We start from the raw sequence: 20,781 nt of genomic DNA on the forward strand, positions 1-20,781 counted from the left end.
GTCCGGAGGGCTCTCGTCTGTCGGGTGCTGCGCGGATGCAGCGGCGGTCAGAGCACGCTCACCGAGGTCGCCCTCCAGCGGCCGTCCAAGCCCTCCAGTCGGATGGCCACGGCTCGGGACCGGGCTCGTCCGTGGACGATGACCACGGACTCCACGACGCCGTCGCGTGGCTCGGAGACGGTCACGGTGCCGATCGAGACGACCGGGACGGTGCCCGGGACGCCGCGGACGCGTCGTGCCCGTTCGGCGAGGATCACGCGCTTCAGGAGGACGGTGTGCACGTCGGCGGTGATCCAGCGCGCGAGCTGCGTGAGATCGCGGGCTCCGGCGATCACCTCGATCACGCTCCGAGTCAGGTTCTCGAGCAGTGGTCGCGGATCGGGGAGCTCGGCGCGGGGCGCCGGTTGGGGCGCGAAGTAGTCGTCCGCACCGGTCCGGGCGGCCGCCCGCACCTCTCGCGTGCGTCGCTCGGGGAGCGGAGGCGCGGGCCGGAGGCGAGCCGTGCGTGCTTCGGGCTCGTCGTCGTCGTGCCGGGCAGCGGTGCTCATGGGGCCTCCGAGGGGTGCGCGGGCGCCACGAGTCGGGCGACCGGAATCTGAAATGTCACACTCATCATGTCAGGTACCCCGCGTCCAGGACCAGGGGTCTGTGGAGAACGCAGGACGAGGCCGCTCTCGGCGCACTACCGTCGGCGTATGCGTTGGGACAGCCTGTTCGACGATCTCGCCGGTCAGCTCGACGACGAGCTCGCTGTCGACGACGACGCCGTCCGCATCGAGGCCGAGCGGCTCCGGCGTGGGCGTCTCACCCTCCGTGAGCGGCTGGTCGCCCTCTGCGGCGATGCCGGCGCACCGGGACCGCTCGTCGTCGAACTCGTCGACGGGACGACCTGGCGGCTGCGGGTCCGGAGCATCGGGAAGGACTGGTTGCAGGCCGATTCCGGCACCCCGGGCGGCCGGGAGGTCGTCGTCCCGTTCGATGCGATCGCGGCAGTCGCCATGACGCAGACCCAGGTCGATTGGAGTCTCGACGACGTCGCGGTCCGCGAACCGCGGCTGCTCGACCGCCTGACCGTCTCCTTCCTGCTCCGTGATCTGTGCCGGCGCCGTGCTGCGGTGGTCGTGCGGACCCGGACGGGCAGCTGGACGGGCACGATCGACCGGGTGGGCCGCGATCATCTCGATCTGGCCGTCCACGAGCCGGGGTCGCCGCGCCGGAGCCGGAGCGTCGAACAGATCCGCGTCGTCGTGCTCTCGGAGGTCGTCATCGTCGAGCGAGCTGCCTGAGGCGTTTCGGCGGGCGCCCGCCGGGGCCGGGGCTCAGCCGAGGGGAGGCACGGGCCGGAGCATCGGTGCGCCGGAGAACTCGGCGAGTTCGGTGAGTTGCGCCTGATGCCAGAGGCCTGCACGACGTGCCTCCTCGTACTGACCGCTGATGAAGGCTTCGAGCGCCGGGAACTCGATGCGCCACGGTCCGCTGCGCCCGATCCGGATGGCGGGCAGCTCACCGCTCGAGATGAGCTCGGCCACGTGCTGGGCCGAGACGTTCAAGACCTCGGCCGTGTCGGCGACGGTGAGGAAGCGACCGAGCGGGGCCGCATCGCGCTGCGATTCCATTCCTCGATTATCCTCTCGCGCGAGCATCGTCCGCCGGGCTGTGGATAACTTCGGCGCGATGTCCGGAGCCCGGGCAGCATGGGACCGGAAGCGGCGCGCGGGGTGCCCATGAAGGAGGAGACGGTGCGGGGAAGCGAGCGGGGACACGGATCGGAATCCGGAGGGGCGCGAAGCGACGGCGACGAGCGGATGAGCGACCGTCTCGCCGGACTGCGTCATGGTGTCGGCGGACGGCCGGTGTCCCGGTCGCGCATCTGGGTGGACCCACGCTTCCTCGTGGGCCTCATGCTGGTGGTCGCGTCGATCCTGGGGGTGTGGTGGCTCGTCACGACCTCGAGTCGGACGACCCCGGTGTATGCGGCCTCCGAGACGCTGACGCCCGGAACGCGGCTCGACCGCTCCTCACTCCAGGTGATCGACGCACGTCTGGGATCGGTCGAAAGCGGGTACCTCGGAGCCGGAGCGGCACCGCCGGCGGGAATCGTCGTCACGCGGACGATCGCGGCGGGGGAGCTCGTACCGCTCGACGCGCTCGGCGAGGCGAGCGCCGTCGGCGTGACCACGCTCGTCGTCGAACCGGCCGGCCGGCTCGGCGCCGACGTCGTGCCGGGGACCGTCGTCGACCTCTGGGCGGCCGCGCCGGACGGCGACGGGTACGGAGTGCCGGAGGTGCTGGTCTCGGCTGCGACGGTCGTCCGGGTCGGGGAGGACGAAGGGCTCCTGTCCGGCCGCGGCTCGGTCGCGCTCGAGCTCGCGGTCCCACGCTCGGCCGTCGCGACGGTCCTCTCGGCGACGGCTGCAGCGCACCTGCTGTCCGTGGTCCCCACCGAGCCCGGCGAACGCTGATGCTGCGTGTCGGACTCGCCCTCGATCCGCGGGTCGAGGGCGAGATCCTCGCGACGATGCTCGACCTCGGACACCGCGTCGCCTGGCGCTGTCACGACGGCGCCGAACTCGACGAGCGCATCGGTGCCGGGACGCCCGTCGACGTACTGCTCGTGTCACCCGGGGTCGACCGCCTGAGCGCCGAACTCATCGACCTCGCGGACCGCGTGGGTACGAGGGTCGTGGCGCTCGCGTCCGGTGAGTCCGAGCGTCGCCATGCGGCGGGGCTGGGCCTGGTCGACATCGTCCTCCTGCCGGTCGATCCCGAGGAGCTGGATCGGACCATCGCGCCGCTCGACCTCGGCGGTGACGGCCCTCGTCCGGTCGCCCAGGCCGCCGGGCGGGTCATCGCGGTGTGGGGCGCGGCCGGGTCGCCCGGCACGACCACCGTCGCCGCGGGCATCGCCAGTGAACTCGCCGCCCGCGGACGACGGGTCGTCCTCATCGACGCGGACACCTACGGGTCATCCGTCGCGGCCATGCTCGGCCTCCTCGACGAGGCACCCGGGTTCGCCGCGGCCTGCCGGCTGGCCGGAAGTGGAGCGCTCGACATCGAGCAGCTCGAGCGGATCGCGGTCGTCCATCCGTCGCCGTCCGGGGCGTTCCGTGTCCTGACCGGCATCTCCCGTGCGGCGCGCTGGACGGAACTGTCGACGGAGCGCGTCACGACGACCATCGAACGGTGCCGGGCGTGGATGGACGACATCGTCATCGACACGGCATTCTGCCTGGAGGCGGACGAGGAGATCTCGAGCGACCTGTTCGCGCCCAGACGGAACGGGGCGGCGTTCGCCGTCCTCGGGTCCGCAGACCGGGTGGTCGAGGTCGGCGCGGCCGACCCGGTCGGGGTCACGAGGCTGCTCCGCGGGCACGCGGAACTCGTCGAACTCGTCGACCCGTCGCGCATCTCGGTGGTCGTGAACCGGCTGCGTGGCGTCGCGCTCGGTACCGGTCCGGCCGGCCAGCTGGCGTCCACGCTCTCCCGCTTCGGCGGGATCGAAGCGGCCGCGCTCCTGCCGGAGGACCAACGGGTGGTGGACGCCGCGGTGATCGCGGGGAGGAGCCTGCGTGACCAGGCCCCGCGCGGAGCGCTTCCCGTCGCGCTGCGGCGGTTCGTGTCCACCGTCCTCGACCAACCGTCGACGCCGGTGCGGGACCGCTCGCGGCGCTCGGCGGGTGGAGCACGCGGGCGTCGTGTGCGGAGTGGATCGCGCCGAGCGGAATAGTTCCGACGAAGTCACTCAATACAATTGGGTGATCAACCGAATATGCATTTGCGCGCCGATATATGCATCTGCATTCTCCTCCGATGCATCGCTATCCGTTGGGTGATGAATTACTCCGATATCGTGTCGGTATTCAGATTCGCTTGGTGGTGTTCGATATGATCGGATAACCGTCGGACTCACCACGGATATCTTCAGGAGGACCCCCATGGCTCAGAAAGTCATCACCACATACATCGACGATCTCGACGGCAGCGAACTCGCTTCCGGATCAGGAGAGACCGTCCGGTTCGCGATCGACGGAACCGAATACGAGATCGATCTCGGTGCGGACAACGCGAAGAACCTCCGCGAGTCGCTGAAGCCGTACATCGGAGCCGGACGCCCGGTCAAGCGTGGGCGCCGCACCTCGAGCACCAGCACCCGCAACAGCGCCGAGAACCTCGCCGCGATCCGCGAGTGGGCCGCGAAGAACGGGCACGCCGTGTCGTCGCGCGGACGCATCCCCCAGGCGGTCCAGGACGCCTACCGCGCGGCCAACTGACGCATCACGTCCGATCGACGGCGCTCAGCGGCCCCAGGCGGGCCGCTGAGCGCCGTCGTCGTTCCGTGCCTGCCCGATCAGCGGTCGTCAGGGGACGCCCGGCGCACTCGGTGCAGGCCAGCCGAGCCTAGACTGGCATCGTGTCGACGCTCAGTGATCTCGTTCTCGCCCAGGGCCGCTCCAGTGCGGCCGACGTGGAGTGGCTGCACATGCTGCTCGCTGACAGCCAACTCCTCGCGGATCTGGCGTTCGCCGATATCGTCATCTGGGTACCGACCGATTCCGGCAGTTTCATCGCAGTCGCGCATTCGCGTCCGTCGAGTGCCGCGACACTCTTCTATCGCGACTTCGTCGGACAATCCATCAAGCAGGAATGGCGCAAGCAGGTCACCGACTGTTTCGAGAGTGGACGGATCATCGAGTCGTCCGCACCGGACTGGTACGAGGAGACCCCGACCAGGGTTCGTGCCGTACCCGTCGCCCGGCGGATATCTCCGACCGAGACGACCAATGCCGACGGACCGATCGCGGTCATCACCCGCCACACCAATCTCGGTGAGGCTCGCACGCCCAGCCGCCAGGAACTCACCTTCAACGACTGCGCGAGCGACCTGTTCGAGATGATCGCGGTCGGCGACTTCCCGGATCTCGGTGCGCCGACCGGACCACGCCGTGGCGCACCGCGCGCGAGCGACGGCCTGATCCGGCTCGATGTCGACGGCACCGTCACCTTCGCCAGCCCCAACGCGCTCTCGGCCTTCAACCGGATCGGCTTCGCCGAGGAACTCGAGGGCGAGTCGCTCGCGGACGTCACGACCCATCTGCTCTCCGGGACGGGGACCGTCACCGTCGACGAGTCGCTGCCACTCGTCGTCACCGGTCGGGCGCCGTGGCGGACCGACATCGAGGACAAGGGTGTGACGGTCTCCCTCCGGGCGATCCCGTTGCGGAGCCGCGGCGAGCGGGTCGGCGCGATCGTGCTCTGCCGCGACGTCAGCGAACTGCGTCACCAGGAGCAGGAACTCATCACGAAGGACGCGACGATCCGCGAGATCCACCACCGGGTGAAGAACAACCTCCAGACGGTCGCGTCGCTCCTGCGGATCCAGGCCAGGCGGACGCACTCGGAGGACGCCCACGACGCCCTCACGCAGGCCATGCGGCGCGTGGCCGCCATCGCGGTCGTGCACGACACGCTGTCCGAGGGGCTCAACCAGAACGTCGACTTCGACGAGGTCTTCGAGCGCGTGCTCCTGCTCATCGCCGAAGTGGCGAGCTCCCACAACACCACGGTCCGCCCGAAGTCCTCCGGCTCGTTCGGCGTGCTCCCGAGCGAGTACGCGACGCCACTCGCCCTCGCGCTCACCGAACTCGTCACCAACGCGGTGGAGCACGGCTTGAACGGCCGCGACGGCGACGTGGAGATCACGGCCGACCGCACGGACGAGCTGCTGAGCGTGCAGGTCCGCGACAACGGCGTAGGGCTCCCGGAGGGGAAGGTCGGGTCCGGTCTCGGCACGCAGATCGTGCGGACGCTCATCCAGGGGGAACTGGGCGGGACGATCGACTGGCACACGCTCATGGGGAGCGGCACCGAGGTCACGATCGCGATCCCGATGCGCTGGGTCGCCAAGAGCTGAGGTCCTGGTGCCTCGTGAACGGCCGCGGGCATGCGAGAACCCCGGGGCCGTTCGGCACCCGGGGTTCTCGTCTGGGGTTAGGAGGCGCGGCGGGCGCGGGCCGCGCGACGCTTGAGAGCGCGACGCTCGTCCTCGCTGAGGCCGCCCCACACGCCGGAGTCCTGGCCGGTCTCGAGCGCGTACTGGAGGCACAGCTCCGTGACACTGCAGGTGGCGCACACGGCCTTCGCCTTGTCGATCTGATCGACCGCCGGACCGGTGTTCCCGACCGGGAAGAACAATTCCGGGTCGACGGTCAGGCAGGCAGCTTTATCGCGCCAATCCATAGGGGAGCTCCTTTTATTGCATGGTGAGATTTCTTCAACCGAGTGAGGGGTATCGGGAAGCGAAAGCCGAAATGCGAGGGGGATGATCGTCCGGGATTCGGGATCTGTCCACACCCTCGTGGACCTCATGTCGGCCTCAAACATGGTTTCATATCGGTAAGAGCAAATCAATAGCCAAGTTTGGGTGAACCCTGTGAGTACCGATCGAAACGCCACTTCCGCTCCGAACCCGGAGGAGCGTCGTCATCCGGCGGTGCTGGCCTTCATCGTCCTGCTCGTCGCCGAGGCGTTGCTCATGATCGGGCTCTCGGCCTGGTTCCTCTTCGAGCTGGTCGCGGCGACGCCGGCCTCGTTCACGAGCGCACTGGCGATCTTCGTGATCCTGCTCATCGCCACGGCGTTCGTCACGGCGCTCGCCCTCGGCGCGATCCGCGGACGGAGCTGGATCCGCGGGGGAGCGGTCACCTGGCAGCTCGTGCAGATCGCGGTCGCCGTCGGCGCGTTCCAGGGGGTCTTCGCGCAACCCGCGATCGGGTGGTTCCTGCTGTTGCCGTCGCTGGCCGTCCTCGGGCTCCTGTTCACGCCGGCGGTCGCCGCCGTGACCCGACGCGAGATCTGAGCGCGACGTGTCGGTCGTGATGGTCCAGCCGCGACGCGTCAGGCGTCGAGGCCGAGGGCCTTGCGGAGGCTCTTCACGTGGCCGGTGGCCTTGACGTTGTACCGGGCGAGGGTGAGGGTGCCCGTCTCGTCGATGACGAACGTCGAGCGGAGGACTCCCGTGACGATGCGTCCGTAGGAGTTCTTCTCGCCGTAGGCTCCGTACGCCTGGTGGACCGTCAACTCCGGGTCGCTGAGGAGCGGGAACGTGAGCCCGTCCTCCTCCTGGAAGGCCTTGAGCTTCTCGACGGAGTCCTTCGAGACGCCGAGCACCACGTACCCGGCACCGCTGAGCGATGCGAGGTTGTCGCGGAAGTCGCACGCCTGGGTGGTGCAGCCGGGTGTCATCGCGGCGGGGTAGAAGTAGAGGATCACCCGTCGTCCGGCGAAGTCCGACAAGGACACGCTGGTGCCGTCCTGGTCGGTGAGGGTGAACGTGGGGGCCGGGTCGCCGGCGGAGAGACGGAGGGGTTCAGGCATACCCCAAGCCTAGTCAGGAGTACTGGTCGGCTTTGATCGTGGCGAAGGTCCCCAGCAGCCGCTGGAGCGAGTCGAGGCGTGCCGGGCCGTTCTCCCCGAGCCGCCCCTCTGCGACGGCCTCGATGATCGCGCAGTCGGGGGCGTCGGGCAGATGGGTGCAGCCGCGTGGGCACTCGAGCGCGATCTCCGCGAGGTCGGTGAACGACTTCAGGATGTTGGCGGTGTCGACATGTCCGAGACCGAACGAGCGGACGCCCGGGGTGTCGATGACCCACCCGGATCCTCCGGGCGCCTCGATGCGCAACGAGACGGTCGACGAGGAGGTGTGGCGGCCACGACCGGTGACGACGTTCACATGCCCCGTGGCGCGCTCAGCGGTCGGGACGAGGGCGTTGACGAGGGTGGACTTGCCGACGCCCGAGTGGCCGACGAAGACCGTGTCGTGACCGATGAGGGCTTCGGTGATCTCTGCGAGAGGGACGTCGTCCTCCCGGCTGCGGAACACCCGCAGGCCGAGCCCGGCGAAGTTCGCGAGGAACTCGTCGGGGTCCTGGAGGTCCGTCTTCGTGATGCAGAGGATCGGGGTGATCCCCGCATCGTAGGCGGCGACGAGGTAGCGGTCGACGAGTCGGGCCCGTGGTTCGGGGTTCGCCGCAGCCACGACGATGAGCATCTGGTCGGCGTTGGCGACGACGACGCGCTCCATGGCGTCGGTGTCGTCGCCGCTGCGGCGGAGCAGCGTCGTGCGCGGCACGATCCGCACGATGCGCGACAGCGTGCCCTCGGCGCCCGAGGTGTCGCCGACGACGTCAACCCGGTCGCCGGTCACGATGGCCTGCTTGCGGAGTTCACGAGCGCGAGTCGACGTCAGGACGCGCTCCTCGGGCGTGCCTTCGTCGAGGAGCACGGTGTAGCGACCGCGGTCGACCGCGAGGACGCGGGCGGTCAGTGCATCGAGGTGCTCGGGCCGCGTCTTCGTCCGTGGGCGGTTCGCCTTCGGGTTCGGCCGCATCCTGATGCTCGACTCGTCGAGTTCCGGTTCGTCGTCGTCGACGCCGTCGTCCCACCAGCTCATCGATTCAGCCCCCGACCATCGCATGCCACAGTTCGGTGAACTGCGGCAGCGTCTTCGCGGTCGTGGCGACGTTCTCGATGGTGACCCCGGGCACGACGAGACCGAGGATCGCTCCCGTGGTCGCCATGCGGTGGTCGTGGTAGCTCGACCACTCGCCGCCGTGGAGGGGGCGCGGCTCGATGCGGAGACCGTCCGGGAGCTCCGTGACGGCGCCACCCAGCTTGTTAATCTCCGTCGCGAGGGCCGCGAGGCGGTCGGTCTCGTGGTGACGGATGTGCCCGATGCCCGTGATGGTCGACGGTCCGTCGGCGAGTGCCGCGAGGGCGGTGAGGGCGGGCGCGAGCTCACCGCCGGTGGTCAGGTCGAGGTCGACCGCGGTGATCCGCTCGCCGCCGGTGACGGTGAGGCGGTCGCCGTCCAGGGTGACCGTCGCGCCGAAGCGGGGCAGGAGGTCCGCCAGGTCGGCACCGACCTGGGTGGTGGAGGTGGGCCAGCCGCGGAGCGTGACGCTTCCGCCGGTGACGAGCGCCGCGGCGAGGAACGGTGCGGCGTTGGAGAGGTCGGGCTCGAGGTCGACGTCGAGCGCGGCGATCGTGCCGGGGGCGACGACCCACTCACCGACGGAGGGCTGTTCCACGGCGACCCCGCGGGCCGCGAGGGCCGCGATGGTCATCTCGATGTGCGGCAGGCTCGGCAGACGATCGCCCTCGTGGACGAGGTGGAGGCCCTGCTCGAAGCGGGCTGCGGCCAGCAGGAGGCCGGACACGAACTGGCTCGACGACGACGCGTCGATCGTGAGCTTGCCACCCTTCACCGTGCCCGTGCCGTGCACCGTGAAGGGGAGCGCCTTTCGGCCGTCGTCGCTGATGTCGACGCCGAGCGCCTGGAGCGAGCCGATCATGGTGGCCATCGGCCGGTTCCTGGCCGAGGGGTCGGCGTCGAACACGGTCGGCCCGAGGGCGAGGGCGGCCAGCGGTGGGACGAACCGCATGACGGTGCCGGCGAGCCCGCACTCGACGGTCGTGCTGCCGAACAGCTCGCCCGGCGTGACGAGCCAGTCCTTGCCGAAAGCGCCCGACGCCGGTCGCTCGACGATGGTGGTTCCGAGTGCGCGCAGCGCCTCGACCATGTTGGTGCTGTCCATCGAGTGGAGCGGGGCGCGCAGGAGGGAGGGCCCGTCGGCCAGAGCGGCCAGGACGAGCTCGCGGTTCGTGAGCGACTTCGAGCCCGGAAGCGAGACGGTCGCATCGACCGGACCGCCCGCGACGGGCGCCGGCCAGGCTGCGTCGTCGTGCTCGGGTTCGGCATCGCCGTACACGTCGAAATCTGGTGCGGAATACGGATTGGTCAACATTGGTTCCAACAGTAGTCGGGGTCGAGAGCAGAAGGAGGAGCGGATGTCCACAGCGGTACTGGAACGACCGGTGACGGAGGCCGATCACGGCCGTCTGGCGCTGGCCGTAGACTGGCCGGTGATGACCTCCGTCGACCCAGAAGCCCTTCCGGCCGAGCCGGACCCCCGATCACTGTTCGAAGCACAGGCACTGCCGTTCATCGACCAGTTGTACGGCGCTGCCATGCGCATGACGAAGAACCCGTCGGACGCTCAGGACCTCGTCCAGGAGACGTTCGTGAAGGCCTTCGCCGCGTTCGCGCAGTTCGAACAGGGCACCAACCTCAAGGCGTGGCTCTACCGGATCCTCACGAACACGTACATCAACACGTATCGGAAGAAGCAGCGCGAGCCGTACCAGGGCACCATCGACGACCTCGAGGACTGGCAGTTGGGCGGTGCCGAGTCGATCAGCGCCACCTCCAGCCGCTCCGCCGAGGCCGAAGCGATCGATCACCTGCCGGACAGCGACGTGAAGAACGCGTTGCAGGCCATCCCGGAGGACTTCCGCCTCGCGGTGTACCTCGCCGACGTGGAGGGCTTCGCCTACCAGGAGATCGCCGACATCATGAAAACGCCCATCGGGACCGTGATGAGTCGTCTGCACCGTGGCCGACGACTCCTCCGCGACCTGTTGGCCGATTACGCCTCGTCCCGGGGGTTCACCGTGACGAAGCAGGGGAGCAAGAAATGAGCGACTGCGGCTGCGACAAGGCCAAGCGAGACCTGGAGGAGTACCTCCGTCACGAGGTGTGCAAGACGGAGGCCGCCGACATCCGCGAGCACCTCGCGAACTGCCCGGAGTGTCAGAACGAGGCGCTCGTCGCCCAGACCCTCACCGAGGCCGTGCAGCGGGCGTGCAAGGAGACGGCACCCGAAGACCTGAAGAACCAGGTCCTCGCGTCGCTGCGGGCCACCCAGGCCACCCACGAGAGCGCCTGACGGCCGACCGACGGCATCAGCCGGCACCGTCGAGGCGTGACTCCTCGACGTCCAGCATCCGCTGCGCCTTCGCCAGCACCTCGGAGGAGTAGCTGCCGGTCGCCCGCGCATCGAGGAGCGCGTCGCGTTCGGCGTCGAGCACCCGGCGTCGCAGCTGACGGAACTGCTCGTGGGGACCCACGCCGGCATCGGTGCGTTCCGCCGCCGACTCGACGCGGATGAGGCTGCTCGTACGCACCCGGTCGACGACCGCGGTGTCGAACGGCTCGCCACCGTCCGTGCGCAGCTGCGGGTCGTCGAGGGCGGCCACACCGACGGTCGAGATCTCCTCGACGAGACCGGCCAGTTCCGCCATCGCGGCCTGCTCGTCCGTCCCGCCGACCCGGGACAGGCGGATGACGAGCGGGAGGGAACCGCCCTGGAGCAGCAGGGTGACGATCGCGACCGTGAACGCGATGAGGACCAGCTCCGCCCGATACGGGGTGTCGAGCGGCAACGACTGCGCGGCCGCGATCGTGACGACCCCACGCATACCCGCCCAGGCGAGCACCGCGCCGCCGCGCCACCCGAGTCCCTCGCGTTGCAGGAAGTCCAGGTCGGCGCTCCGCCGGGCGATCGACCTCGAGAAGGCGGCCTTGCGCTTGGCTGAGCGCGCGTTCTCCGTCGGATGCTCCTCGAGACGTGCTGAGACCTCCGCCAGCCTCGGGCGCCGGGCGAGAGCCTCCCGTTCGTCGCGTCGCAACGACCAGACGAGGACGCCGACGAACACGATGCGGACGACGATGAGGGTGCTGGCGGTCAGCAACCCCAGGCCGATCGACGACCAGATGCCGAGGTCGTCCTGCTCCACCTGCGAGACGATGGCCTCGAGCTCGAGGCCCATGAGCAGGAACACCCCGTTCTCGAGGAGGAACTGCGTCGTCCGCCAGTTGATGCGCTCGCTGATGCGGTCCTGGGCGGTGAAGTACTTCGCGCTCTGATGCCCGGTGTAGAGTCCGGCGACGACGACCGACAGGACGCCCGAAGCGTGGAAGTGCTCGGCGGGCAGATACGCGATGAACGGCACGGCGAAGGAGATGACCGTCGTGAGGACCGGGTCGCCGAGGCGGGACCGGATCCGGACCGTGATGAACCCGACGACGATCCCGATCGCGATCGCGAGCGCCACGGCATAGGCGAAGTCGCCCAGGACACCCCACAGCGAGACCGTGCCGGCGGTCGCGGCGATGGCGGAGCGCAGGAGGACCAGGGCCGAGGCGTCGTTCACGAGGCTCTCGCCCTCGAGGACGCTCACGAGTCGCGACGGCATGCCCAGCCGCTTACCGATGGAGGTCGCGGCGACCGCGTCGGTCGGACTGACGACGGCACCGAGGGCGATGCCGGCGGCCAGGCTCAGGTCGGGGAGGATCGTCGACAGGATCCAGCCGATGAGGACCGACGACACCACGACGAGGACGACCGAGAGTCCGGAGATCGCTTTGAGATTGCGGCGGAAGTCGACCAGGGGCACGTTGACCGCGGCGGAATAGAGGAGCGGTGGCAGCACGCCGGCGAGGATCCACTCCGGCTTGACCTCGACGTCCGGCACGAACGGCAGATAGCTGAGGGCGAGCCCGACCAGGACGAGGATGAGCGGCGCCGCCACGCGCAGCTTGTTCGCGAAGCGGGCCACCGCGACGATGGTCACCACCGCGACGACGGCGAGGAATGCGAAGTCCATGGCGTCAGCCTATTGGCGGCGGCTCACCGCCTACTCACGGATCGCTGTCGCCGTGCTGACCACCCGCGCTCAGAGGACGAGGCAGACGACGACGACCGCCCGTCGGAACGGGCGGTCGTCGGTCGTGCGGCTGGGGTCATAGCGCCAACGCGGTGCGGAGGAGCTCCGCCTGCTCGGCGGCGTGACGCTTCGCCGAACCCGTGGCGGGGGAGGCGGACGCGCTGCGGGACACGTTGCGGATCGTCCGACCCTCGAGGTGCTTGGCGGCCTCCAGGCAGATGAACGGCCACGCGCCCTGGTTCTCCGGCTCGTCCTGCACCCACACCAGTTCGGCGTTCGGGTACTGCGCGACCACGGCGTTCAGCTCGGCCACCGGGACCGGGTAGAACTGCTCGACGCGGACGAGGGCGATCTCGTCGTTCGGCTGCTTCTGCAGCTCGCTCAGGAGGTCGTAGTGGATCTTCCCGGAGTGCAGGAGCACCCGCTTGACCGCGGCCTTGTCGGTGATCCGTGCGTCGTCGATCACCGGCTCGAAGCGGCCCGAGGTGAAGTCCGCCACCGGGCTGGTCGCGCCACGCAGACGCAGCATCGCCTTCGGGGTGAAGACGACGAGCGGCCGACGCGGGCGGGCGTACGCCTGGCGACGCAGCAGGTGGAAGTACGACGCGGGGGTCGACGGCCGTGCGACGGTCATGTTGTCCTCGGCGCAGAGCTGCAGGAACCGCTCGATCCGCGCGGACGAGTGGTCGGGCCCCTGGCCCTCGTAGCCGTGGGGGAGGAGGAGCGTGACACTCGACCGCTGCGACCACTTCTGCTCGGCGGAGGAGATGAACTCGTCGATGATCGTCTGCGCGCCGTTGGTGAAGTCGCCGAACTGCGCCTCCCACAGCACGAGCGCGTCGGCGCGTTCGACCGAGTAGCCGTACTCGAAGCCCATGACCGCGTACTCGCTGAGGAGCGAGTCGTAGATCCAGAAGCGGGCCTGGTTGTCGCTGAGGTTCGCGAGCGGCAGCCACTCCTGGCCGTTGACCCGGTCGTGGAGGACGGCGTGGCGCTGCACGAAGGTGCCGCGGCGGGAGTCCTGTCCGGACATCCGTACCGGGGTGCCCTCGATGAGCACCGATCCGAGCGCGAGCAGTTCTCCGAAGCCCCAGTCGATGTTGCCGTTGCGGCTCATGTCGAGACGCTTCTCGAGGAGCTGCTGCACCTTCGGGTGCACGGTGAACCCGGCGGGCTTGTTGTTGAACGCGTCGCCGATGAGCTGCACGACGCCCTCGGAGACGCCGGTCGTCTCGAGTTCGCCGGAGTAGCCGTCCTCGTCGAGGACCTCGGTCGGGATCGGCGTCGGCGAGGTCTGCTCGGCGTGCGTCTCCATGAAGGCGCGTTCGAGGCGGTCCTGGAAGTCGCGGTGGGCGGCCTCGTACTCCTCCTCGGTGATGTCGCCACGGCCGACGAGCGCCTCGGTGTACAGCTTGCGCACGGAGCGCTTCGCCTCGATGAGGCTGTACATGAGCGGCTGCGTCATCGACGGGTCGTCGCCCTCGTTGTGGCCGCGTCGGCGGTAGCACACGAGGTCGATGACGACGTCGCGCTTGAACTCCTGGCGGTACTCGAAGGCGAGCTCCGCGACCCGCACGACGGCCTCGGGGTCGTCGCCGTTCACGTGGAAGATCGGCGCCTGGATGGTCTTCGCGACGTCGGTGTTGTAAATGGAGGAGCGGCCCTCGCCAGGAGGCGTCGTGAACCCGACCTGGTTGTTGATGACGACGTGGACCGTGCCGCCCGTGCGATAGCCACGGAGCTGGGACAGCTGCATCGTCTCGAGGACGACGCCCTGACCGGCCATCGCCGCGTCGCCGTGGATGAGGATCGGGAGGGTGCCGAACGCGCCGATCGGTCCGCGGTCCTGCTTCGCGCGGACGATGCCCTCGAGCACGCCGTTGACGGCCTCGAGGTGCGAGGGGTTCGCGGCCAGGTAGACCGGGATCTCGCGGCCGTCCTCGGCCTTGAAGGTGCCCTCGGTGCCGAGGTGGTACTTCACGTCGCCGGAACCGTGGCTCGCCGGGTCCTGCGTGCCCTCGAACTCGCGGAAGATCTGACCGTACGTCTTACCGGCGATGTTCGTGAGGACGTTGAGGCGGCCGCGGTGGGCCATACCGATCGCGACCTCGTCGAGCTGGGCCTGCGACGCACCCTGGAGGATGGTGTCGAGGAGGGCGATGGTGGACTCGCCGCCCTCGAGGCTGAAGCGCTTCTGGCCGACGTACTTCGTCTGCAGGAAGGTCTCGAACGCCTCGGCCTCGTTGAGCTTGCCGAGGATGCGCATCTGCTCGTCGTGCGTCGGCTTCTCGTACTTGCGCTCGACCTTGCTCTGGATCCACTTGCGCTGCGCGGGGTCCTGGATGTGCATGTACTCGATGCCCGTGGTGCGGCAGTACGAGTCGCGGAGGACGCCGAGGATGTCGCGCAGCTTGGCCGTGCGGGCCGAGCCGAAGGCGCCCGTGACGAACTCGCGGTCGAGGTCCCAGAAGGTCAGGCCGTGGGTCTCGATCTCGAGGTCGGGGTGCGAGCGCTGCACGTACTCCAGCGGGTCGATGTCGGCCATGAGGTGGCCGCGGACGCGGAACGCGTTGATGAGCTCCTGGACGCGGGCGGTCTTGTCGACGGCGTCGGCGAGGTCGACGCTGATGTCGGGCGACCAGTGGATCGGGTCGTACGGGATGCGGAGCGCGGCGAAGATGTCCTGGTAGAAGCTGCGGCTGCCGATGAGCAGCTCGTGGACGACCTTGAGGAACTCGCCCGAGCCGGCACCCTGGATGACGCGGTGGTCGTAGGTGCTCGTGAGCGTGATCGTCTTGCCGATCGCCAGCTCGTTGAGCGTGCGCTCGGAGGCGCCCTGGAACTCGGCCGGGTACTCGAGGGCACCGGCGCCGATGATGCAGCCCTGGCCTTTCATGAGGCGGGGGACCGAGTGCACGGTCCCGATGCCACCGGGGTTCGTGAGCGAGATCGTGACGCCCTGGAAGTCGGCTCCGGTGAGCTTGCCCTTGCGGGCGCGGGTCACGAGGTCCTCGTACGCCGAGAGGTACTCGTTGAAGGTGAGGGTGTCGGCGCGCTTGATGCCCGGCACCATGAGGGCGCGGGAGCCGTCGGGCTTCGGGAGGTCGATGGCGATGCCGAGGTTGATGTGCGCCGGGGCGACGACCGTGGGCTTGCCGTCGGTCTCCTCGTAGTAGACGTTCTGGCTCGGGAAGTCCTTCAACGCCTGGATGAGGGCCCAGCCGATGAGGTGGGTGAAGCTGACCTTGCCGCCTCTGGCGCGCTTCAGGTGGTTGTTGATGACGATGCGGTTGTCGATCATCAGCTTCGCCGGGATGGTGCGCACGCTCGTCGCGGTCGGGACCGTCAGGCTCGCGTCCATGTTGGTGGCGAGCGACTTGGCCATGCCCTTCAGCACGGTGACCTTGTCGACGTCCTCCGGAGCGGGTTCGGTCTGGTCGCTCTTCGGCTGCTGGACCTGGTTCGGGCTCGTCATCGGGGCGTCGGCCGGGATCGGGGCCGGCTTCGCCTGCACCGAGGTGGTGCGGGCGACCGGCTGCGCGCCGATGACCTGGATCGGGGCCGTCGGCGGGTTGACCCGGGCCGCGTCCTCGGCCGCCGCAGGGGCGGGGGCCGGCGCCGTGGTGCCGACGGACGCCGCACCGTCGTCCGACTGGCCGCCCGTCGTCCCCTGGGCTGCGCCGTTCACCGGCCGATAGTGCTCGAGGATCGGCCACCAGGAGCGGTCCACGGAATCCTTGTCGACGAGGTACTGCTCGTACATCTCGTCGACGAGCCATTCATTGGCTCCGAATTCGTTCGTTGCGCCGTCATCGGCGCCCACTCCGGTCATCTGGCTCGACACCGTCGATCGCCCACTCTCTCCGTTGAATTCTCACTGTTTGCAGGCAGGGAACATGCCCGCACGATCCAGTCATCAAGCCTAAACCCATTCCGTCGTCGGTGCGGCTCGGACGCCGCTCGGGATACGGTGTTCTCATGCGGTTCATCGGTGAGATCCCCAGCCACGACCTGACGTACTCGGACGTGTTCCTCGTCCCGAGCCGCTCCGGGATCACGAGTCGACTCGACGTCGACCTGGCTCCGGACGACGGCACCGGCGCCACGATCCCGATCGTCTCCGCCAACATGAACTCCGTCACCGGGCCACGCCTCGCGGCGGCCCTGGCGCGGCGCGGCGGACTCGGTGTCCTGCCGCAGGACATGCCGCTCCAGGAGCTCGACGCGGCGATCCGCTGGGTCAAGGAGCAGCCGGTCGCCTTCGACACCCCGCTGATCATGCGCGCCGATCAGACCGCGGCCGACGCCCTGCGCCTGATCCCCGCGGTCGCCGGTCACGGCATCGTGCTCCACGACGAGCGCGACGCCTTCGCCGGCTGCATCCCGGCCGCACGGCTCGCCACGGCGCTGCCAGACGCTCGGCTCGGCGACCTCGCTCGCGGATCGCTCGCCTCGATCGACGCCGACGACGTGACCGGTGGCCGGGCCGCGTTCGACCTCATGGTCGCCGCCGACCTCGAGTTCGCGCCCGTGCTGCACCACGGCGCCGTCGTCGGCACCCTCAGCCGGACGAGCGCGCTCCGGTCGACCATCTACACGCCGGCGCTCGACGCGTCGGGCCGACTGCGGGTCGCCGCGGCGATCGGCATCAACGGTGACGTCGCCGTCAAGGCGCAGGCGCTCGCCGCCGCCGGGGTGGACGTCCTCGTGATCGACACCGCCCACGGGCACCAGGAGGGCATGCTCCGGGCGATCGCGGCCGTCAAAGCGCTCGGTCTGGGCCTCCCGATCGTCGCCGGCAACGTCGTGTCCGCCGTCGCGGTGCAGGACCTCGTCGACGCCGGTGCAGACATCCTCAAGGTCGGTGTCGGCCCCGGTGCGATGTGCACCACGCGGATGATGACGGCGGTCGGACGTCCGCAGTTCTCGGCCGTGCTCGAGACGGCCGCGACCGCCCGCGCACTCGGCGCGAAGGTCTGGGCGGACGGTGGCGTCCGCTACCCCCGCGACGTCGCCCTCGCCCTCGCGGCCGGTGCGTCCTCGGTCATGATCGGTTCCTGGTTCGCCGGCACGATCGAAGCCCCCGGTGAGCTGCAGCGCGCCGCCGACGGGTCGCTCTACAAGGAGAGCTGGGGCATGGCGTCGACGAAGGCCGTGCACGAGCGCTTCGGTCGACTCGATCCCTTCGAACTGGCGCGGAAGACGCTCTTCGCCGAGGGCATCTCGTCCTCCCGCATCACGATCGACCCGCTCCGGCCCTCGGTCGAGGACCTCCTGGACATGATCACCGCCGGTGTGCGCTCGTCGTTCACCTACGCGGGTGCCGACTCGGTCCCCGGCTTCCACGAGCGCGCCATCGTCGGCGTCCAGTCGGCCGCCGGGTACGAGGAGGGAAAGGCGCTGCCCGTCTCCTGGTGAGCCGGGGCACTGGTGCGGCACGCACGACCGCGGTGGGATGATGGGCCCATGGCGGTGAACGGTGGGACGCGCGGGTTCGGTGTCGGCATGCAGGTCCTCGTGCTCGTGGACCCGGCATCCGATCCCTCGACGGGGGAGCGTGCCTCCGGGGTCATCGTCGCGCCCGGCCGCCAGCGCGCCGCGGCGTTCGTCTCGGTGTGGACCGAACAGCTGACGACGTGGATCGTCGAGTTCGACGAACCCTTCATCGCGCCCGACGGCAGCGGCCCGCACGAATCGGCCGAGGTCCGCGAGACCTACCTCATCCCGGCGCCGTTCGCCGAGGCGTCGGAGTCCGTCGACGCCTGACCGCCGTGGGCTCGCTCAGGCGAGCGACCGGTCCATGATGGCCGAGGAGAGCGCCTCCACCGGGCCGGCGGCCGCCAACGGGTTCGCGAGCAGGGTGAAGTCGACGCCGCCCAGGGTCGGGAGTTCCAGCCGGTTGCTCAGCATGACGAGGTCGCTCGGGATCAGGCTGCGTGGGAAGACCGCGACGCCGAGTCCGGCCCGCACCGCTGCGAGGACGCCGTTCACCTCCCGTGTACTGCAGGTGATCCGCCAGGTGCGCCCGGCGGCCTCCAGGGCGTCGATCGCCAGCTGCCGGGAGAGACTCGGATCCTGGTAGGCGATGAGGGGGACGGGCTGGCCCGGCTCGATCGTGGTCTTCTCGAGACCGACCCAGACCATCGAGTCGGTCCGTACGAGCTTGCCCTCGTTCTGGCCGGGGTGCATCTTGATGAAGATGAGGTCGAGGGCGCCCGCCTTCAGCCGGCGGTACAGCGGCCCGCTCTGGTTCACCGTGAGTTCGAGGTTCAGCTGCGGGTGACCCTGACGGAAGTGGCGCAGGATCCGGGGGAGCTGGGTCATCGCGAGGTCGTCGGCGGCCCCGAAACGGAGGCGACCGCTCATCGCCGAGCCGGTGAAGTAGCTCTCCGCCGAGGCGTGTGCAGCGAGGATGGTCCGCGCGAACCCGGCCATCGCATCACCGTTGTCGGTCAGGCGGACCGCCCTCGTGTCCCGGACGACGAGCCATCGGCCGGCGGCCTCCTCGAGCCGTCGGATCTGCTGACTGACCGTCGGCTGGCTCAACCCGAGCTGCGCGGCGGCACGCGTGAAGTTCTTCGTCTCGGCGACGGCCAGGAAGGTGCGCAGCAGGGCGGGGTCGAACATGCGTGAGCCGATCATTCAGGAATCGAATAGGACTGATAGGGATCATCCTGCTCGGAAATGGCCGCGTCGGCAATAGCGTGGACGGGAGCCGACGGCCTCCGCGGCTCCACCCATACGACACGCACTCGACATACGAAACGCTGGCTCTCTCCGTGACCCCTCCATCCGACACCGCCGTCGCTCCGCCGCCGCCCACCGCCCCCATGCCGATCGTGGGGGAGCGCCCCGCCTGGCGGGACACCTTCTCCTCGCTCCGCGTCCCGAACTTCCGACTCTTCACGATCGGACACATCGTCGCGACGACCGCGATCGGAATGCAGCGCATCGCGCAGGACTGGCTCGTCCTCGAGCTCTCCGGCAGCGTCGCCGCCGTCGGGATCACGGTCGCGATGCAGTTCGCGCCCATGCTGCTGTTCGGACTGCTCGGCGGCGTGATCGCGGACCGCTACTCGAAGCGCGTGCTGCTCATGATCACGCAGTCGCTCGCCGCCGTCCTCGCGGTCGCGCTGTCGATCCTGACGCTCAGCGGCGCGGTCGAGGTGTGGCACATCTACGTCATCGCCTTCATGCTCGGGCTCGTCACGGTCGTCGACAACCCGGCCAGACAGGTGTTCGTGAACGAACTCGTGGGACCGGCCAGGCTGCGGAACGCCATCAGCCTCAACTCCGCCGTCTTCCAGCTCGGGCAGCTCGTCGGTCCGGCCGTCGGCGGTGTCCTCATCACCGCCGTCGGTTCCGGGTGGTCCTTCGCGATCAACGCCCTCGCCTGTTCCGGCGTCGTGCTCACCCTGGCGCTCATGCGCGTCTCGGAACTCGTTCCGACCCCGGTCGTCGCGAAGGCGAAGGGCCAGCTCAAGGAGGGGCTCGGCTACGCCATGCGGAAACCGGCCATCCGGTGGACGGTCATCATGGTCGCGTTCATGTCGGTGTTCGCCTTCAACCTGCCGGTCCTGCTCGCCGCCTACGCCTCGGACGTCTTCGACATCGGCGCGAGCGGCTACGGGTTCCTCAACGCCCTCGTCGCCGTCGGAGCGCTGACCGGGGCGCTCGCGTCGACGAGGCGTGGGGGTGTGGACCTGCGCATCGTGATCGTCGCGGCGGCGGCGGTCGGTGTCCTGCAGGCGGCCGCCGGCGCGATGCCGGTGCTCCTGCCCTTCGCCCTCCTGCTCGTCGCGGGCGGGGTCGCGAACCTCCTCTTCATCACGGCGGCGAACTCGCTCGTCCAGCTGTCGTCCAACGTGGCGATCCGCGGACGGGTGATGTCGCTGTACATCCTCGTGCTGCTCGGCGGGCAGTCGATCGGTGGTCCGCTCATGGGCTGGCTCGTCGAGGTCGCCGGGCCACACGTGGGCATGATCGTCTCGGGTGGGGTCCCGGCGCTCGCCGCGGCGTGCATCGGAGCACGGTTCCTCCTCATGCGGCGTCGGAAGCGTCGCGCGGCCGAGGATCGCCAGCGGCAGACGGAGGCTGAGAAGAACCCCGGAAATCCGGGGTCCACAGACGCGGATGTCCGATAGACTCGTCCGCACAATGGACGACCCTCCTTCAGACAGATCCCCCGGCCACCATCCCAGCCCCGTGCTGACCCGA

20 protein-coding genes are annotated in these 20,781 nt (G+C 69.4%); 11 read left to right on the plus strand and 9 right to left on the minus strand.

Translation table 11 applies throughout. The annotated features are described in order from the left end of the window. Window positions 1-47: 47 nt before the first annotated feature. A complete protein-coding gene (locus QRN44_RS14175; RefSeq protein ID WP_285039440.1) occupies window positions 48-548 on the minus strand; it encodes an Rv3235 family protein in 501 nt (166 codons plus the stop codon). Between the two features lie 147 nt (window positions 549-695). Here QRN44_RS14175 and QRN44_RS14180 point away from each other — a divergent pair, with 147 nt between their 5' ends. After that, entirely contained in the window at window positions 696-1,286 is a 591-nt protein-coding gene (locus tag QRN44_RS14180) for a hypothetical protein (protein ID WP_175117744.1), read from the plus strand. A gap of 33 nt (window positions 1,287-1,319) precedes the next feature. On the opposite strand, the gene QRN44_RS14185 is transcribed toward QRN44_RS14180, so the two are convergent. Next, entirely contained in the window at window positions 1,320-1,616 is a 297-nt protein-coding gene (locus QRN44_RS14185) for a helix-turn-helix domain-containing protein (protein ID WP_064295239.1), read from the minus strand. 189 nt (window positions 1,617-1,805) lie between these two features. On the opposite strand from QRN44_RS14185, the gene QRN44_RS14190 reads away from it, so the two are divergent. The 4 genes from QRN44_RS14190 (at window position 1,806) to QRN44_RS14205 (ending at window position 5,911) form a co-directional block, all read left to right on the plus strand. Then, window positions 1,806-2,462 carry a hypothetical protein gene (locus QRN44_RS14190; protein ID WP_121291854.1) on the plus strand — a complete coding sequence of 219 codons (657 nt, stop codon included), beginning with the start codon at window positions 1,806-1,808 and terminating at the stop codon, window positions 2,460-2,462. Beyond that, a complete protein-coding gene (locus tag QRN44_RS14195) occupies window positions 2,462-3,727 on the plus strand; it encodes a CpaE/TadZ family protein (RefSeq protein WP_121291853.1) in 1,266 nt (421 codons plus the stop codon). The genes QRN44_RS14190 and QRN44_RS14195 overlap by 1 nt, the downstream gene beginning before the upstream one ends. Before the next feature lie 208 nt (window positions 3,728-3,935). After that, entirely contained in the window at window positions 3,936-4,271 is a 336-nt protein-coding gene (locus QRN44_RS14200; protein ID WP_064295242.1) for a histone-like nucleoid-structuring protein Lsr2, read from the plus strand. Between the two features lie 140 nt (window positions 4,272-4,411). Further along, the gene (locus QRN44_RS14205; RefSeq protein WP_079002802.1) at window positions 4,412-5,911 is read left to right on the plus strand and encodes a sensor histidine kinase; all 1,500 of its coding nucleotides are present in this window, start codon (window positions 4,412-4,414) and stop codon (window positions 5,909-5,911) included. A gap of 77 nt (window positions 5,912-5,988) precedes the next feature. Here the strand turns inward: QRN44_RS14205 and QRN44_RS14210 are convergent, their stop codons facing one another. Beyond that, complete coding sequence (locus tag QRN44_RS14210) at window positions 5,989-6,237, minus strand: WhiB family transcriptional regulator (RefSeq protein ID WP_056012627.1); 249 nt, start codon at window positions 6,235-6,237, stop codon at window positions 5,989-5,991. Window positions 6,238-6,430: 193 nt separating this feature from the next. Between QRN44_RS14210 and QRN44_RS14215 the strand changes: the two genes are divergently transcribed. Further along, entirely contained in the window at window positions 6,431-6,856 is a 426-nt protein-coding gene (locus QRN44_RS14215; RefSeq protein WP_153303454.1) for a hypothetical protein, read from the plus strand. A gap of 38 nt (window positions 6,857-6,894) precedes the next feature. On the opposite strand, the gene bcp is transcribed toward QRN44_RS14215, so the two are convergent. From bcp to aroA, 3 genes are read right to left on the minus strand one after another with little or no spacing between them, the layout of a single operon-like run. Further along, on the minus strand, window positions 6,895-7,374 hold the full coding sequence (gene bcp / locus QRN44_RS14220; protein ID WP_121291852.1) for a thioredoxin-dependent thiol peroxidase: 480 nt from the start codon (window positions 7,372-7,374) through the stop codon (window positions 6,895-6,897). 13 nt (window positions 7,375-7,387) lie between these two features. Further along, entirely contained in the window at window positions 7,388-8,449 is a 1,062-nt protein-coding gene (gene rsgA / locus QRN44_RS14225) for a ribosome small subunit-dependent GTPase A (protein WP_064295360.1), read from the minus strand. Window positions 8,450-8,453: 4 nt separating this feature from the next. Next, window positions 8,454-9,803, minus strand: coding sequence for a 3-phosphoshikimate 1-carboxyvinyltransferase (aroA, locus tag QRN44_RS14230; protein ID WP_121291851.1), 1,350 nt, complete (start codon window positions 9,801-9,803; stop codon window positions 8,454-8,456). Window positions 9,804-9,846: 43 nt separating this feature from the next. Here aroA and QRN44_RS14235 point away from each other — a divergent pair, with 43 nt between their 5' ends. Together QRN44_RS14235 and QRN44_RS14240 are read left to right on the plus strand one after the other, a co-directional pair. Next, window positions 9,847-10,536: a sigma-70 family RNA polymerase sigma factor gene (locus QRN44_RS14235; protein WP_079002798.1), complete on the plus strand. Its 690-nt coding sequence runs from the start codon at window positions 9,847-9,849 to the stop codon at window positions 10,534-10,536. Then, window positions 10,533-10,784, plus strand: coding sequence for a zf-HC2 domain-containing protein (locus QRN44_RS14240; protein WP_064295247.1), 252 nt, complete (start codon window positions 10,533-10,535; stop codon window positions 10,782-10,784). Before QRN44_RS14235 ends, QRN44_RS14240 begins: the two co-directional genes overlap by 4 nt. Before the next feature lie 16 nt (window positions 10,785-10,800). On the opposite strand, the gene QRN44_RS14245 is transcribed toward QRN44_RS14240, so the two are convergent. Both QRN44_RS14245 and QRN44_RS14250 read right to left on the minus strand, forming a co-directional pair. Beyond that, window positions 10,801-12,504: a cation:proton antiporter gene (locus QRN44_RS14245; protein ID WP_121291850.1), complete on the minus strand. Its 1,704-nt coding sequence runs from the start codon at window positions 12,502-12,504 to the stop codon at window positions 10,801-10,803. A 136-nt stretch (window positions 12,505-12,640) separates the two neighbouring features. Then, window positions 12,641-16,396, minus strand: coding sequence for a multifunctional oxoglutarate decarboxylase/oxoglutarate dehydrogenase thiamine pyrophosphate-binding subunit/dihydrolipoyllysine-residue succinyltransferase subunit (locus QRN44_RS14250; protein WP_217485356.1), 3,756 nt, complete (start codon window positions 16,394-16,396; stop codon window positions 12,641-12,643). A 146-nt stretch (window positions 16,397-16,542) separates the two neighbouring features. Between QRN44_RS14250 and guaB1 the strand changes: the two genes are divergently transcribed. Then, window positions 16,543-17,982, plus strand: a complete 1,440-nt coding sequence (guaB1, locus tag QRN44_RS14255) for a GMP reductase (RefSeq protein ID WP_285039441.1) — start codon at window positions 16,543-16,545, stop codon at window positions 17,980-17,982. Window positions 17,983-18,030: 48 nt separating this feature from the next. Beyond that, window positions 18,031-18,330, plus strand: a complete 300-nt coding sequence (locus tag QRN44_RS14260; protein ID WP_285039442.1) for a hypothetical protein — start codon at window positions 18,031-18,033, stop codon at window positions 18,328-18,330. 15 nt (window positions 18,331-18,345) lie between these two features. Here the strand turns inward: QRN44_RS14260 and QRN44_RS14265 are convergent, their stop codons facing one another. Next, window positions 18,346-19,191: a LysR substrate-binding domain-containing protein gene (locus tag QRN44_RS14265; protein ID WP_079003972.1), complete on the minus strand. Its 846-nt coding sequence runs from the start codon at window positions 19,189-19,191 to the stop codon at window positions 18,346-18,348. Window positions 19,192-19,394: 203 nt separating this feature from the next. Here QRN44_RS14265 and QRN44_RS14270 point away from each other — a divergent pair, with 203 nt between their 5' ends. Further along, on the plus strand, window positions 19,395-20,708 hold the full coding sequence (locus QRN44_RS14270) for an MFS transporter (RefSeq protein WP_285039460.1): 1,314 nt from the start codon (window positions 19,395-19,397) through the stop codon (window positions 20,706-20,708). Window positions 20,709-20,781 lie beyond the last annotated feature (73 nt).

The sequence above is a fragment of the Plantibacter sp. lyk4-40-MEA-4 genome, assembly GCF_030209415.1.
Lineage (GTDB): Bacteria > Actinomycetota > Actinomycetes > Actinomycetales > Microbacteriaceae > Plantibacter > Plantibacter flavus_A.